12 protein-coding genes are annotated in these 14,851 nt (G+C 68.4%); 8 read left to right on the top strand and 4 right to left on the bottom strand.

The window, feature by feature from the left end:
• The first annotated feature begins 38 nt into the window (after nt 1-38).
• From ACFWUU_RS13210 to glpK (ACFWUU_RS13195), 4 genes are read left to right on the top strand one after another with little or no spacing between them, the layout of a single operon-like run.
• Nucleotides 39-800, top strand: a complete 762-nt coding sequence (locus tag ACFWUU_RS13210) for an ABC transporter ATP-binding protein (RefSeq protein ID WP_380175408.1) — start codon at nt 39-41, stop codon at nt 798-800.
• A complete protein-coding gene (locus tag ACFWUU_RS13205; RefSeq protein ID WP_380175406.1) occupies nt 800-3,322 on the top strand; it encodes an ABC transporter permease in 2,523 nt (840 codons plus the stop codon). The genes ACFWUU_RS13210 and ACFWUU_RS13205 overlap by 1 nt, the downstream gene beginning before the upstream one ends.
• Before the next feature lie 59 nt (nt 3,323-3,381).
• Nucleotides 3,382-4,140 carry an IclR family transcriptional regulator gene (locus ACFWUU_RS13200; protein WP_380175404.1) on the top strand — a complete coding sequence of 253 codons (759 nt, stop codon included), beginning with the start codon at nt 3,382-3,384 and terminating at the stop codon, nt 4,138-4,140.
• A gap of 21 nt (nt 4,141-4,161) precedes the next feature.
• Nucleotides 4,162-5,679 (top strand): glycerol kinase GlpK, encoded by a 1,518-nt coding sequence (glpK, locus tag ACFWUU_RS13195; protein ID WP_380175402.1) that lies wholly within the window; start codon nt 4,162-4,164, stop codon nt 5,677-5,679.
• Between the two features lie 16 nt (nt 5,680-5,695).
• On the opposite strand, the gene ACFWUU_RS13190 is transcribed toward glpK (ACFWUU_RS13195), so the two are convergent.
• From ACFWUU_RS13190 to ACFWUU_RS13180, 3 genes are read right to left on the bottom strand one after another with little or no spacing between them, the layout of a single operon-like run.
• Complete coding sequence (locus ACFWUU_RS13190; protein WP_233714955.1) at nt 5,696-7,408, bottom strand: glycerol-3-phosphate dehydrogenase/oxidase; 1,713 nt, start codon at nt 7,406-7,408, stop codon at nt 5,696-5,698.
• A 37-nt stretch (nt 7,409-7,445) separates the two neighbouring features.
• The gene (gene glpK / locus ACFWUU_RS13185; RefSeq protein WP_137256882.1) at nt 7,446-8,963 is read right to left on the bottom strand and encodes a glycerol kinase GlpK; all 1,518 of its coding nucleotides are present in this window, start codon (nt 8,961-8,963) and stop codon (nt 7,446-7,448) included.
• A 30-nt stretch (nt 8,964-8,993) separates the two neighbouring features.
• Nucleotides 8,994-9,830, bottom strand: a complete 837-nt coding sequence (locus ACFWUU_RS13180; RefSeq protein WP_137256883.1) for an MIP/aquaporin family protein — start codon at nt 9,828-9,830, stop codon at nt 8,994-8,996.
• 339 nt (nt 9,831-10,169) lie between these two features.
• Here ACFWUU_RS13180 and ACFWUU_RS13175 point away from each other — a divergent pair, with 339 nt between their 5' ends.
• From ACFWUU_RS13175 to ACFWUU_RS13160, 4 genes are read left to right on the top strand one after another with little or no spacing between them, the layout of a single operon-like run.
• Nucleotides 10,170-11,345 carry an alpha/beta hydrolase gene (locus ACFWUU_RS13175; RefSeq protein ID WP_380175400.1) on the top strand — a complete coding sequence of 392 codons (1,176 nt, stop codon included), beginning with the start codon at nt 10,170-10,172 and terminating at the stop codon, nt 11,343-11,345.
• Nucleotides 11,342-12,151: an SGNH/GDSL hydrolase family protein gene (locus ACFWUU_RS13170; RefSeq protein ID WP_380175398.1), complete on the top strand. Its 810-nt coding sequence runs from the start codon at nt 11,342-11,344 to the stop codon at nt 12,149-12,151. Before ACFWUU_RS13175 ends, ACFWUU_RS13170 begins: the two co-directional genes overlap by 4 nt.
• A gap of 20 nt (nt 12,152-12,171) precedes the next feature.
• Nucleotides 12,172-12,654 (top strand): SigE family RNA polymerase sigma factor, encoded by a 483-nt coding sequence (locus ACFWUU_RS13165; protein WP_137256886.1) that lies wholly within the window; start codon nt 12,172-12,174, stop codon nt 12,652-12,654.
• Complete coding sequence (locus tag ACFWUU_RS13160) at nt 12,651-13,793, top strand: hypothetical protein (protein WP_380175396.1); 1,143 nt, start codon at nt 12,651-12,653, stop codon at nt 13,791-13,793. Before ACFWUU_RS13165 ends, ACFWUU_RS13160 begins: the two co-directional genes overlap by 4 nt.
• Here ACFWUU_RS13160 and ACFWUU_RS13155 read toward each other — a convergent pair.
• Nucleotides 13,787-14,842, bottom strand: coding sequence for an ABC transporter ATP-binding protein (locus tag ACFWUU_RS13155; RefSeq protein WP_137256888.1), 1,056 nt, complete (start codon nt 14,840-14,842; stop codon nt 13,787-13,789). The two genes, ACFWUU_RS13160 and ACFWUU_RS13155, sit on opposite strands and share 7 nt — an antisense overlap.
• Nucleotides 14,843-14,851: the final 9 nt, after the last annotated feature.

Genomic DNA, 14,851 nt, shown 5'->3' with positions numbered 1-14,851 from the left:
CCCAGGCGGAGGAACCCTCGGTCGATACGGTTCGTCGCATGAGCGTGGCTGATGCGGCGGTGCGGGCGGTCGGGGTGTGGAAGGTGTACGGCGGGGGCCAGACGCGGGTGGACGCGCTGGCCGACGTGAGTGCGGACTTCGGGAAGGGCCGGTTCACCGCGATCATGGGGCCGTCCGGCTCCGGGAAGTCGACGCTGCTGCACTGTCTCGCCGGGCTGGACCAGCCGTCGGACGGCAAGGTGTTCCTCGGTGAGGTCGACCTGACCGCGCTGCCCGAGAAGCAGCTGACCCACCTTCGCCGGGACCGGATCGGCTTCGTGTTCCAGGCGTTCAACCTGGTGCCGACCCTGACCGCGCTGGAGAACATCACGCTCCCGCTCGACCTGGCCGGACGGAAGCCCGACCAGGAGTGGTTGACCACGGTCATCGACGCGATCGGCCTCACCGACCGGCTGAGCCACAAGCCGTCCGAGCTGTCCGGCGGCCAGCAGCAGCGGGTCGCCTGCGCCCGCGCGCTCGTCTCCCGCCCGGATGTGGTCTTCGCGGACGAGCCGACCGGCAACCTCGACTCCCGCTCCTCCGCGGACGTTCTCGACTTCCTCCATCGCTCCGTCCGCGACTTCGGTCAGACCGTTGTCATGGTCACGCACGACCCGAGCGCCGCGTCGTACGCCGATCGTGTGCTGTTCCTGGCCGACGGCACCTTGCAGTCCGAGCTGCTCGACCCGACCGCAGAGTCCGTGCTCGACACCATGAAGAAGCTCGAAACGACCCTGCCTGCCGAACACGTGGCGGGCTGATGTTCAAGCTCGGCCTCCGCTCGGTCCTCGCGCACCGGCTCCGGTTCGTCCTGTGCACCCTCGCCGTCACGCTCGGCGTCGCCTTCGCCGGCGGCGCGATGGTCTTCACCGACACGCTCTCGCACGCCCTGAAGAAGAACTTCGCGGTGAGTACGGCGGACATCACCGTCACGCCGTCGTCCCCGATCGAGACCGGCACCGACCGCCCCGCGACGTTCCAGTCCGAGGTCGCGGACCGCGTCGCCGCCGTACCCGGGGTGGCGAGCGCGATCCCGCAACTGATGGTCAGCGATGTCGAGATCCTCGGCCCGGACGGCAAGAAGATCGAGAACTACGGACTGACCAGCTTCGGAGCAGCGTGGCCGCGGGACGCCGGGACCGCGCCGTTCAAGCTGGTCGACGGCACCCCACCCTTCGGTGGCAATCAGCTCGCGCTCGACGAGTCGACCGCGAGTCGCGCAGGCTACGGGATCGGCGACCAGGTCAGGATCGTCACGCCCACCCAGGCCCTCAGCGCGACCCTCACCGGGACGACCACTCCAGCTGTCGCGGGCGCCGCGGCCGGTGCGCCGCTGATGACTTTCGATGGTGCGACGGCCCAGCGTCTGCTACTCGGCAAGGCCGGATGGACGTCGATCACCGTCGCACTCAAGCCAGGCTCGGACGCCGACACAGTCAGCAAGGCGATCTCCACGACCATCGGCGACTCCGTAAAGGTCCGGACCGCGAAGCAGGTCTCGGCCGACGGCCAGCACGATCTCGACACCACGTTCGGCGGCTTCAGCACCGTCCTCGTGCTGTTCGCCTGCCTCGCGTTGTTCGTCGGCACGTTCCTGATCGTCAACACGTTCGCGATGGTCGTCGCGCAACGGTCCCGCGAGCTCGCGATGCTGCGGGCGATCGGCGCGTCCCGCGGGCAGGTCACCAGCTCGATCGTGGTCGAGAGCGCCGTCATCGGCTTCCTCGGCTCCACGCTGGGCCTCTTGATCGGTATCGGCGTGGCCGTCGCGATCCGCTTCACGTACGAGACCCTCGACCTCCGCATCCCGACCGCGTCGCTCCAGGTCACCCCCACCACGATCATCGCCTGCTACATCATCGGCATCGGCGTCACGGTCGCCGCGGCGGCGCCGGCCGCGCGCCGGGCCGGGAAACTCCCGCCGATCGCCGCGATGCGCGACGACGTCACCGTCGCGGAACGCTCGCTCCTCGTACGCATCCTGATCGGCGCCTTCGTGCTGCTGATGGCCGTCCTGCTGTACGCGATCGGCCTGAACGCCGGCGGCCTGCCGGGCGTCGTACTCATCGTGCTCGGCGCCGGCACCGCCGTCATCGGCATCGTGATGCTCAGCCCGCTCCTCAGCCGGTACGTCGTCCGCGGACTGATGTACCCGTTCGGCCACAAGGCGCCGGTCACCCTCGGCCGCCGCAACGCCGAGCGGAACCCACGCCGTACGTCGGCCACCGCCTCCGCGCTGATGATCTCGGTCTCGCTGATCTGCGGCCTGATGGTGATCGCCGCCTCGGCGAAAGCCTCGATCAACCAGAACATCGCCGACGCACTCGGCACCTCCCAGATCCTCATCACCACCGACGGCACGCCCGCGTTCAGCACCCAGGTCGGCGACCGGACGGAGAAGGTCACCGGCGTCCGGTCCGTGCACCGGGTCCGGACGGAGACCGGCAAGGTCGGGAAGACGAACGTCCAGGTCACCGGGATCAGCGACGGCACGCTCGACGGCCCGATCACCACCACGTTCGACTCCGGCTCCGCGGCCGCGCTCGGCTCCGGCCAGGCCCTCCTCCCCCGGAACCTCGCGACAACGCTCGGCGTCACCGTCGGCAAGGCCATCGAGCTGGCCACGGCGACCGGCAGCCACAAGCTCACCGTCGGTGGGATCCTCGCGCCGAACCGGCAGCTCAACGCGGTGATCGTCTCGCTGCCGACGTACCAGACCATCGGCGGCACGACCAGCGACAACCTCCTGTACGTCGAAGTTGCTGACGGCAACCAAGTCGGTCAGGTCCGGGCCGATATCCTCGGCAATCTGGCCAAGGACTACCCGTCGATCCAGGTCCGCGACCAGCAGGCGTACGCCGCCGCCGCGCGCGAGCCGGTGAACGGCGTACTCGCGGCGGTCGGATTCCTGCTTGTGCTCGCCGTATTGATCGCGCTGCTCGGCATTGTGAACACGCTCGGCCTCGGCGTGGTCGAGCGCACCCGCGAGATCGGCCTGCTCCGGGCGGTCGGGATGGACGCGCCGCAGCTCAGCCGGATGCTGCGGGTCGAGTCGATCGCGATCACGATGCTCGGATCGCTGCTGGGACTGGCGCTCGGAGTCGGCGTCGCGGCCGCGATCCAGTCCGCGATGGTCGACAACGGCCTCAATGTCCGCGATATCCCGGTGCTGCAGCTGGTGGCAGCGGTGGCGGCGGCGATGCTGTTCGGCGTACTCGCTGCTGTTTGGCCGTCACGCCGTGCTGCACGTCTGAATGTGTTGCGAGCAATCGCTTCAGAGTGAGTACTGCAGTGAACTCCTGAGGTGAAGCCATACCAGTGATTCACAGGTAATCTGCCGTTGTGCCGGGGACTGTGCAGTCGATCGAGCGGGCCGCGGCGGTGCTGCGACTCCTCGCCGCCGCGCCTGACGGGCTCGGGGTCGCCGACCTGGGCAACGCACTCGGGCTGGCGAAGACGACCGTGCACGGGATCCTCCGCACCCTGCACCAGGTCGGCTTCGTCGAGCAGGACCACAGCGGCGCGCACTATCACCTGAGCGACGCCTTCGGCCGGCTCGGCGAGAGCTACCTCGACCCGAACGAGCTCCGCAGCCGCGCTATCAACTGGGCCGACTCACTCGCGTCCCGCAGCGGCGAGGTCGTTCGCGTCGGCCGCCTGGTCGAGGGCAAGGTCGTGGTCGTTCACCACGTCTTCCGGCCCGACGACAGCGACCAGGACCTGGACGTCGGTACGACGCTGCCGCCGCATGCGACCGCACTGGGCAAAGCGGTTCTCGCGTACGACGCCAGCGGTGCCTCCCGGCCGCGGAAACTCGAGGCGTTCACGACCCGGACCATCACCGATCCGGCGCGGCTGGCCGAGGAACTCGCGGCGGTCCGCGCGCGGGGCTGGGCCAGCGAGTTCGAGGAATACACCGTCGAGCTGGCGAGTATCGCCGCGCCGATCCGCGGACTCGGCGGCCTGGTCGTCGGCGCGGTCGGCCTGGCCGGCCGGGTGGAACGCATCTGCGACAGCCGTCTGCGGCACCGCCCTGACCTGGTCACGATGGTCCGCGCCACCGCGGAGGCCATCGCCCGCGACCTACGGGCGGAAGCATGAGCATGATCGGGGGGTGGATTGATGGCTGAGCAGTATGTGGCTGCGGTGGATCAGGGGACGAACTCGACCCGGTGCATCCTGTTCGATCGGCGCGGGCGGTTGGTGTCGGTGGCGCAGCGTGAGCACCATCAGCTCTTCCCCCGGCCGGGTTGGGTCGAGCACGACGCCGGCGAGATCTGGAACAACGTCACCCGGGTGGTGCCCGCTGCGATCAAGCAGATCGGCGCCTCGCCGTCCCAGGTCGTTGCCATCGGCATCGCCAACCAGCGCGAGACCAGCCTGTTGTGGGACCGTTTGACCGGCCAGCCGATCGGCCACGCGGTGACCTGGCAGGACACCCGGACGGACCGGCTCGTCACCGAGCTCGCCGGCACCGAAGGCGCGGACCGGTTCGCGGAGCTGTGCGGTCTCCCGCTGACGACGTACTTCTCCGCGCCGCGGATCAAGTGGATGCTCGACCACACGCCCGGGCTGCGGCAGCGCGCCGAGCGCGGCGAGATCCGCTTCGGGACGATGGAGAGCTGGCTGATCTGGAACTTCACCGGCGGCGCGAACGGCGGACTGCACGCCACCGATGTGACCAACGCGAGCCGCACGATGCTGATGAACATCGAGACGCTCGAATGGGACGACCGGCTGCTCGAGGCGTTCGACGTACCGCGCGCGATCCTGCCGGAGATCCGGCCGTCGTCCGGAGTGTTCGCGACGGCGACCGAAGTGCTGCCCGGAGTCCGGATCGGCGCGGCACTCGGTGATCAGCAGGCTGCACTGTTCGGGCAGACCTGCTTCAGCGCCGGTGAGGCGAAGTGCACGTACGGCACGGGATCGTTCCTGTTGCTGCACACCGGGCAGGAGATCGTCCGGTCGAAGCACGGGATGCTGACCACGGTCGCGTACCAGATCGGTGACCACCCGGCGTCGTACGCGCTGGAAGGCTCGATGGCGGTGACCGGGTCGCTGGTGCAGTGGTTCCGGGACGGGCTCGGGATGATCCACACCGCGGCCGAGATCGAGACTCTCGCGCGGACGGTCGAGGACAACGGCGGCGCGTACATCGTGCCAGCGTTCTCCGGCCTGTTCGCACCGCATTGGCGGAGTGAGGCGCGCGGGGTGATCGCCGGGTTGACCGGCTACATCACGAAGGGGCATCTTGCGCGGGCGGTCCTCGAGGCGACCGGTTTCCAGACGCTCGAGGTCGTCGATGCGATGAACGCCGACTCCGGTATCGCGCTGACCGCGCTGAAGGTCGACGGCGGGATGACGGCGAACAACCTGCTGATGCAGTTCCTCGCCGATCTGCTCGACGTGCGCGTCGTACGCCCGATGGTGACCGAGACGGTTTCACTCGGCGCCGCGTACGCCGCGGGGCTGGCCGTCGGGTACTGGCCGGACCTGGAAGGCCTCCGCAGCAACTGGCACCGCGCCGGTCAGTGGATGCCGCACATGGATCCGGCCCGCCGCAAGACGGAGTACGCGAACTGGCAGGCCGCCGTCCAGCGCACCTTCAACTGGATCCGCCCCGAGGATCAGGAGCTCTAGTCCCCGGGGCGGTCCGTCAGGCCGGCGAGACGATGTCGGGAGCCTCGAGGCGGACCTTGTCGGCGGACTCGTCGTCGGGCTGGTCCTGGGAGTCGCGTTCGGACTGGACGCGCTTGGTGTAGAACGAGACCTCGCGCTCGATCGTCGCCTCGTCCCAGCCGAGGATCGGCGCGACCAGCCGGGCGGCTGCCTCGGCGGCGCCGACGCCACGGTCCCAGGCCTCGATCGAGATCCGGGTCCGCCGGGCCAGGATGTCGTCGAGGTGACGAGCACCCTCGGCCTTCGCGCCGTACACGATCTCGGCCTTCAGGTAGTCCTGCGTGCCGGGCAACTGCTCGCCCAGCGACGGGTCCTCCTCGACCAGCTTGAGCACTTCGTCGACCAGCGCGCCGTACCGGTTCAGCAGGTGCTCGATGCGAGCCACGTGCAGGCCGGAGCGCTGCGCGATCAGGTGCCGCTGGTTCCACAGCGCGTGGTACCCGTCGGCGCCGACCAGCGGGATGTTCTTGGTGACGCTCTTCGGCACCCGTCCGTCGAGCGCGGCCGCGGCCGCGTCGATCGCGTCCTTGGCCATCACCCGGTACGTCGTGTACTTGCCCCCGGCAACAACTACCAGGCCGGGCGCGGCGTGCGCGACCACGTGTTCACGGGACAGCTTCGACGTACTCTCCGACTCACCGGCGAGCAGCGGCCGCAGCCCGGCGTACACACCCTCGACGTCCTCACGGGTCAGCGGCGTCGTCAGTACGGCGTTCACGTGGTCGAGCAGGTACTCGATGTCCTTGCTCGTCGCGGCCGGATGCGCCTTGTCGAGATGCCAGTCCGTGTCCGTTGTCCCGATCAGCCAGTGCCGGCCCCACGGGATGATGAACAGCACGGACTTCTCGGTCCGCAGGATCATCCCGGTGCTGGACTGGATCCGGTCCTTCGGTACGACCAGGTGGATACCCTTCGACGCGCGGACGTGGTACTGCCCGCGCTCCCCCACCATCGCCTGCGTGTCATCGGTCCAGACGCCGGTCGCGTTCACGACCTGCTTCGCCCGGACCTCGAACTCGCGCCCGCTCTCCAGATCCTTCGCCTGCACGCCGGTGACCCGCTCGCCCTGGCGCAGGAAACCGGTCACCTTCACCCGGTTCGCCACGTGCGCGCCGTACGACGCTGCCGTGCGCGCGAGCTCCATCGTGTGACGGGCGTCGTCGACCTGGGCGTCGTAGTACTGCAACGCGCCGATCAACGCGGACTTCTTCAGCGACGGGACCAACCGCATCGCGCCACGGCGGGTCAGGTGCCGGTGGATCGGCAGGCCGGCGCCGTACCCCGAGCTGACCGCCATACCGTCGTACAGCGCGACGCCGGAGCCGGCGTAGAACCGCTCCCACCAGCGGTGCTGGAGCGGGTACAGGAACGGCACCGGCTTGACCAGGTGCGGCGCCAGGCGTTGCAGGAGCAGCCCGCGCTCCTGCAACGCCTCGTGCACCAGTCGGAAGTCGAGCATCTCCAGGTAGCGCAGGCCACCGTGGATCAGCTTGCTGGACCGGCTGGAGGTGCCGCTCGCGAAGTCGCGCGCCTCCAGCAGTCCGGTGGTCAGGCCCCGGGTCGCGGCGTCGAGCGCCGACCCGGTGCCGACCACCCCGCCACCGATCACCAGGACGTCCAGTTCGCGTCCGTCGGCCATCGCGTCGATCGCGTCGGCCCTTGCTTGCGGTGACAGAGCCACTACGCCCACTGTGCTGTTCCTTCCGATTGCAGTTACTCGTGCTCGATCAGTCGACGTCGACCCAGTCGAGGGTCCGCTGGACCGCCTTCTGCCAGCCCGCGTACCCCTTGGCACGCTGGTCGTCGTCCCACTGCGGCGTCCACCGCTTGTCCTCGTTCCAGTTCTGGACGAGCTCTTCCTTGGTCTTCCAGAACCCGACCGCGAGACCGGCCGCGTACGCCGCACCGAGCGCCGTGGTCTCCGCGACGACCGGCTTGCTCACCGGTACGCCGAGGATGTCGGCCTGCATCTGCATCGCCAGCTCGTTGGCCGTCACACCGCCGTCGACCTTCAGTACGTCGAGCGTCACACCCGAGTCCTTCTCCATCGCGTCGGTGACGTCCTTGCTCTGGTAGCAGATCGCCTCCAGTGTTGCGCGCGCCAGGTGAGCGTTGGTGTTGAACCGCGACAGCCCGACGATCGCCCCGCGTGCGTCGGACCGCCAGTACGGCGCGAACAGGCCCGAGAACGCGGGCACGAAGTACACGCCGCCGTTGTCCTCGACGGTCCGGGCCAGCGTCTCGATCTCGCTGGCGCCGGAGATGATGCCGAGCTGGTCGCGCAGCCACTGCACGGCCGACCCGGTCACGGCGATGGAACCCTCCAACGCGTAGACCGGCGCCTCGTCGCCGAACTTGTAGCACATCGTGCTGAGCAGGCCGGCCTTCGACCGGACCAGCTCGGTCCCGGTGTTCAGCAGCATGAAGTTACCGGTGCCGTAGGTGTTCTTCGCCTCGCCCGGGTTGAAGCAGACCTGACCGACGGTCGCCGCCTGCTGGTCGCCGAGGTCGCCGGTCAGCGCCACGACGCCGCCCACCGGGCCGTTCGCGAGCGTCTCGCCGTACATGTTCGGGTCCGACGACGGACGGATCTCCGGCAGCATCTGCCGCGGGATGTTGAAGAAGCTGATCAGCTCGTCGTCCCAGTCGAGCGTCTCGAGGTTCATCAGCATCGTCCGGCTGGCGTTCGTCACATCGGTGATGTGGACGCCGCCCTCGGTGCCGCCGGTGAGGTTCCACAGCAGGTAGGTGTCGGTGTTGCCGAACACGGCGTCACCGGCCTCGGCGGCCTCGCGGACACCGTCGACGTTCTCCAGGATCCACTGCACCTTGCCGGCCGAGAAGTACGTCGCCGGCGGCAGACCGGCCTTCTGCCGGATCACGTCACCCTTGCCCTCGCGCTCCAGCGCGGAGGCGATCCGGTCGGTCCGGGTGTCCTGCCAGACGATCGCGTTGTAGTACGGACGACCGGTCTTGCGGTTCCACACCACCGCGGTCTCGCGCTGGTTGGTGATGCCGAGCGCGGCCAGGTCGCTCGCGTGCAGGTTGTTGGCGTTGAGCGCGGTCCGGATCACCGAGCTGGTCCGCTCCCAGATCTCCAGCGGGTTGTGCTCCACCCACCCCGCCTGCGGCAGGATCTGCTCGTGCTCCAGCTGGTGGATACCCACCGCGTTGCCGGAGTGGTCGAAGATCATGAATCGGGTGCTCGTGGTGCCCTGGTCGACGGCACCGACGAAGTCAGCCATGGAAAGTCCTCTCCTCACACAGGGGTGGTGTCATGCGCTCGTGTTCTCCTCCGGGATGCGGCCCGGTTCCTCGTCCTCGTCCGCGATCGGCAGGTTCCGTCCGACCAGCAGGTCGTACAGGAACGCGCCGAGCAGCGCGCCGAGGATCGGCGCCACGATCGGCACCCAGAAATACAGATCCCCGAACTGATCCTTCAACGCTCCGCCGTACCCCGTGATCAACGACGCCACCCGCGGCCCGAAGTCACGGGCGGGGTTGATCGCGTACCCCGCGTTGGTGCCCCAGGCCATGCCGATACCGACCACCAGCAGGCCGACGATGAATGGCGCCAGGTTGGCCGCCGGGGCGGTGTTGCGCAGATCGGTGATCGCCAGGATCACCATCATCAGGATCGCCGTACCGATGATCTGGTCGCGGAAGCCGCCCCACATGTGGACGCCGAGGTCCAGGCTGCCGTTGCCGGGGAGCGTGGAGAACACGCCCTGGGTCTTGATGGTCAGACCGGGGTCGACCTTGTGCAGTGCCTCGGTGTAGTTCCAGCGGACCACCAGAGCCGCCACGAACGCCCCGAGGAACTGCGACAGCGCGTACGGCAGTACCTTCCGCCAGCTGAAGCCGCGGAACGCCGCGAGGGCGACCGTCACCGCCGGGTTCAGATGCGCGCCGGTCATCCGGCCCGCAACGTAGATGCCCAGTGTCACGCCGATACCCCAGGCCCAGGCGATCGAGTCGTGGTCACCGATCCCGCCGGCCACCACCTGCGCCACCACCCCGACGCCGAACAGGATCAGGATGAACGTGCCCGCGAATTCCGCGGAACACTCCCCCAGAAGGGTTTTCGCTTTGACCGCTTCGGTCGTAGCCATACCGAACCTCCCTTCCCCGCCGTGACGACCACGGCTGGCTGGAATCTAGGAGCGATAACCAGACGTGACAACGCCCGCCGTTCGACATTGTCGAACGACGATCCCCGGCTCATGAGCTGCGACACACGGTAATCCGATGATCACCCAACGGAACATGCCAACCGGGCGCCGGTGCTCGGCGTCTCGCCTGTGGATCGGCTCTGGTTCTGGAGGGGTTGGATGAGTGTTTCGCTGCTTGGGGGATGGTTTCCGGCGGGGCTGGAAGTGGTTGCGGCGGGGGTGTTGGTGGCGGCTGTGGGGTGGCGGGATCGGCGGTGGCGGGGGCGCGTGGTGCCGTTGGTGGGGGTTGGGGCGGGGTTGCTGACGCTGGTGGCGGCGTACCCGGGGGCCAAGTTGGCGGGGGTGACGGATCCGTTGCCGTTCTCGGTGTGGTTGTGGTTCGGGGTGGGGCTGGCAGGGGTGATCGTGCTCGCGGTCGGGTGGCGGACTGCGGGGTGGTGGCGGCGGGGTACGGCGGTGGTTGCAGTGGCGCTCGCGGGCTTGGTGTGTGCGAACCAGATCAACCGGTTCGTCGGGTATTACCCGACGATCGACTCGGCGGTGAACGACTGGACCGACACGCCGCTGCCGGGGCAGGTGTCGATGTCAGGCCTCGCCCACACGGCTGGTACGACGAAGCTGCCGCCGGCGGGGCGGTTGGTCGCGGTGAACATCCCCGCGACGTACAGCCATTTCAAGCACCGGCAGGAGCTGGTTTACCTGCCGCCGATCTGGTTCCACGGTGAGCACCGCCCGGCGCTGCCCGTCGTCGAGCTGATCGGCGGTGAGCGGGGCGGGCCGGGTGACTGGGTGCGGCTCGGGAACGCCGTACAGGTGTCTGACGCTTACGCGCACCGGCACCACGGATACGCCCCGATCCTGGTCTTCGCGGACGCGACCTCGCGGTTCGACAACGACACCGAATGCGTGAACGGGCCGCGCGGCAACTCGGCCGACCACCTCGACCAGGACATCCCGCATTTCGTCGAGAAGATGTTCGGCGCCTCGCACGACCCGCGGCAGTGGGCCGTCGCCGGGTTCTCGATGGGCGGCACGTGCTCCCTCGACCTCGTCGTCGAGCACCCGGACGTCTTCGACCACTTCATCGACATCTCCGGCGACCTCGCGCCGTACACCAGCACGCCGGCCGCCAGCCTGCACGACCTGTACGGCGGCAACGTGGCGCTCGAGAAGGCCAACGAGGCGCTGCTCGTGATGCGTGCCCATGGCAAGTACACGAACGTCAACGGCCTCTTCCTGACCAGCACCGAGGAGCTGCGGCACCAGCACGAGTCGGAAGAGCTGTCCACCGCCGCGGCGAAGGTCGGTATCTGGTCCCGGGTCGAGATCTCGCCCGGCACGCACGTGTGGCAGTTCGCCGCTCCGGCGTTCGCGACGGCCTATCCTTGGCTCGCGAACCAACTCGCGCTCCCGGCGGGCCCGCATCACGAAACGAGGCACACGAAACCGGCGTGATCCAGACACTCCGACGACTCGCGATCGGTCTGGTCGTTCTCCTGATCGTCACCGCGATCAGCAGCGCCGACACGATCAGCGAGGTCCTCCGGCGGCAGCCGCAGGCTGCCGGTCAGGTCCGGGTCGTCGCGCTCGGCGACTCGGTCACGTCCGGCCACAACTGCAACTGCGCCGCGTTCCCCCAGATGTACGGCGACCTGCTCCACGACCGTTCCGACGTACCCGTCCTCGTCAACAACCTTGGCGTCGCCGGCCTCGACTCGAACGGACTGCTGCAGCTGCTCAACCAGCACAACTCCCCCGCCGAGCAGGCCACCGCCGCGGCGAACGTCGTACTGATCACGATCGGGGCGAACGACTTCGGCGACCACCATGACGATGTCACGAGCGGCCAGTGCACGGGCGACTGCGTGTCCGACGAGTTCGAGCAGCTCCAGGGCAACCTCGGCAAGATCCTCGACCGGATCCACGTACTGCGCGCCAACCTGCCGACCACGATCCTGATGACCGGGTACTGGAACGTCTTCAAGGACGGCGACGTCGCAAAACGCCAGTACACCCCGAGCGGCCGGATCGCCAGCGACCAGCTCACCGTCCGTACCAACGCCGCGATCGCCGCCGCGGCCCAGGCGGACGACGCGACGTACGTCGACATCTACACCCCGTTCGAGGACAGCACCGACATCACCAGCCTGCTCGCCTCCGACGGCGACCATCCGAACGCGGCCGGTCACACCCTGATCGCCCGAACCCTCCTCGCCGCAACACCCAACCCTTTGACGGCGTCCCCACGTCAGGGAGGGTAGATCGACCCGAGGGGAACCAGATGAGCTTCGCCGACTTCGCGACCAGCCGGCACGGCGCGCTCTATCGGTACGCCTACCTGCTGGCCGGAGACCGCGGCCTGGCCGAGGATCTCGTCCAGGAGGCCCTGGTCAAGACGTACGTCGGCTGGCACCGCCTCCGCGACCCGAACAACGCCGAGGCCTACACCCGCCGCGTCATCACCACGACCGCGATCGGCTGGTGGCGCCGTAAGTCCTGGCGGGCCGAGCTCCCCAACGACGACGTACCTGACCGGCCGACCGACCCCGATGACGTGACCGCCCGCGTCTGGCTGTGGCACGAAATACAGAAGCTCCCGCCCCGGCAACGAGCGGCGCTGGTACTGCGGTACTACGAGGACCTCACCGAGACCCAGACCGCCGAGGTGCTCGGCTGCAGCGTCGGGACCGTCAAGAGCCAGGTTTCCGATGCACTGAAGAAACTCCGGTCCGACGTGGTGTTGAAGGCAGGAATGACGGAATGACGAACCTACTCCGAGACACCCTCACCGAGCGCGCCGACAACCTCGAACCACCGCCGCTGGACCTGGACGGCATTGTTGCGGCAGGCAATCGTCAGATCTCCCGCCGCCGCGCCCTGACCGTTCTCGGCGGCGCCGTCGCCACCGCGGCGGTTGCCGTCGGCGGCGCAACCCTGATCCGCTCCCGGCGCCCCCAACCGGTCCGGCCGGCTCCGTACGTCGAGCGCCGGGCGGCAACATTTGCGGTCGGCAACAAGATCCACTACGGCGCCGACGTGATCACCACGCAGTCCACCCGGATCAACGCCTTCGTCCAGACCGACGCCGGCTTCGTCTTCCTTGACGAAGGCAACAACATCCACATCGCCGACCGCGCGACCGGCAAGGGCGCGTGGAGCCTGACGGCGGACCACCGCGGCAACCTGGTCGCCTGGGTCGAAGGTTTCAACGACCACGCCGAGTCGGTGGTGTACGACGTCGCCGAGAAGCGCGAGCTCGTGCGGACCCCGATCGGCAACGCGATCCCGCCCAACGTCAGCCTCGCGTTCAGCCCGACGATCGTCGCGCTCGACGGCGACACCGCGTACTTCGGTACGCTCAAAGGCCTCTACCGCTGGAACCTCGGGACCAACACGGGCGACTTGATCGCCAACGTAGCCCCGAACGCGGTCCGGACCGTGACTGCGGGCCAACTCGTCTACCAGCAACCGCTCGTGCAACCGGTCATGGGCCACACGCTGAGGGTCGGCCCGACCCTCACCAGTGGAACCAGGACCACCTTCACCGGCCAGCAGGCGTTCCTGTCACCCGACGCGAAATACCTCGTGAGCCAGCCCGCCGACGCCCGGATGGGCGATCAGCCCGTCTGGTCCGACCTCCAACTGTTCGGTGTGACCACCCGGACCGTCGGCCGGTTGCCCGGCACGTATGCGAAGTTCCTGTTCGGTCAGTGGCTCGACAACACGACCTTCACCGCCGCCGGAGTGCGCTCGGATGTGGTGGACCTGCTCACGATCAACGCCGAGACCGGCGCGCACACAGTCGTGGCGCCGGAGTTCTCGACGTACACCTTCAGCACGACGGCACCGCGGATTCTGCCGTTCGCGATGCCGACCGGTGCGTCGATCTACGACGTCTACTGATCGACCTGCGCGGCAGGCTTGTCCGTGGGCTGGTTCTCCGGGAAGTGGCACGCGGTCTGGTGGCCGGGGGCCAGCTCGACCAGCGGCGGCTCGACGGACTTGCAGATGTCCTGGGCCTTCCAGCAGCGGGTGTGGAACCGGCAGGCCGGCGGCGGATTGATCGGCGAAGGTACGTCGCCCTGCAGCCGGATCCGCTCCTGCTTGGCCTTCCGCTTGGTGTCCGGCACCGGGACCGCCGAGAGCAGCGCGACCGTGTACGGGTGCATCGGCTTCTCGTACAGGTCGACCCGGTCGGCGAGCTCGACGATCTTGCCGAGGTACATGACCGCGACCCGGTCCGACACATGCCGTACGACGGACAGGTCGTGCGCGATCATCACGTACGTCAGATCGAACTCTTCCTGCAGGTCCTCGAGCAGGTTCACCACCTGGGCCTGGATCGACACGTCCAGCGCCGACACCGGCTCGTCCGCGACGATCAGCTTCGGCCGCAGCGCGAGCGTCCGGGCGATGCCGATGCGCTGGCGCTGACCGCCGGAGAACTCGTGCGGGTACCGGTTGTAGTGCTCCGGGCTCAGACCGACCAGCTCGAGCAGCTCCTGCACGGCCTTCTTCACGCCGTGCTCGGTCTTCACATTCTGCAGCTTGAACGGCGCGCCGACGATCTTGCCGACCGTGTGCCGCGGGTTCAGCGAACCGTACGGGTCCTGGAAGATCATCTGGACGTCGCGGCGCAGCGGGCGCATCTGCCCCTCGCGCAGGTGGCTGATGTCGCGGCCCTCGAAGATGATCTCGCCGGACGTCGGCTCGAGCAGCCGGGTCAGCAGCCGGCCGGTGGTGGTCTTGCCACAGCCGGACTCGCCCACCAGCGACAACGTCTCGCCGCGGGTCACGCTGAAGGTCAGACCGTCGACCGCCTGGACCGCCCCGACCTGGCGCTGCAGGACGCCCTTGCGGATCGGGAAGTGCTTGACGAGGCTGGTGACCGAGAGGATCTCCTCGCCGATCTTCGGTACGGCTGGAGTGGATTCGGCGTCAGTAGTGGTCACAGTCGTCCC

The sequence above is a fragment of the Kribbella sp. NPDC058693 genome (assembly GCF_042715335.1).
Lineage (GTDB): Bacteria > Actinomycetota > Actinomycetes > Propionibacteriales > Kribbellaceae > Kribbella > Kribbella jiaozuonensis.
Note: the sequence above shows the minus strand (reverse complement) of the source record. Positions and strands in the feature narration are given on the sequence as shown.

Excerpts from the sequence above, each read along its gene's own strand:
- ACFWUU_RS13210 (WP_380175408.1), top strand. The coding sequence starts at position 39 with ATGAGCGTGGCTGATGCGGCGGTGCGGGCGGTCGGGGTGTGGAAGGTG.
- ACFWUU_RS13205 (WP_380175406.1), top strand. The coding sequence starts at position 800 with ATGTTCAAGCTCGGCCTCCGCTCGGTCCTCGCGCACCGGCTCCGGTTC.
- ACFWUU_RS13180 (WP_137256883.1), bottom strand. The coding sequence starts at position 9,830 with ATGGCTACGACCGAAGCGGTCAAAGCGAAAACCCTTCTGGGGGAGTGT.
- glpK (WP_137256882.1), bottom strand. The coding sequence starts at position 8,963 with ATGGCTGACTTCGTCGGTGCCGTCGACCAGGGCACCACGAGCACCCGA.
- glpK (WP_380175402.1), top strand. The coding sequence starts at position 4,162 with ATGGCTGAGCAGTATGTGGCTGCGGTGGATCAGGGGACGAACTCGACC.
- ACFWUU_RS13165 (WP_137256886.1), top strand. The coding sequence starts at position 12,172 with ATGAGCTTCGCCGACTTCGCGACCAGCCGGCACGGCGCGCTCTATCGG.
- ACFWUU_RS13160 (WP_380175396.1), top strand. The coding sequence starts at position 12,651 with ATGACGAACCTACTCCGAGACACCCTCACCGAGCGCGCCGACAACCTC.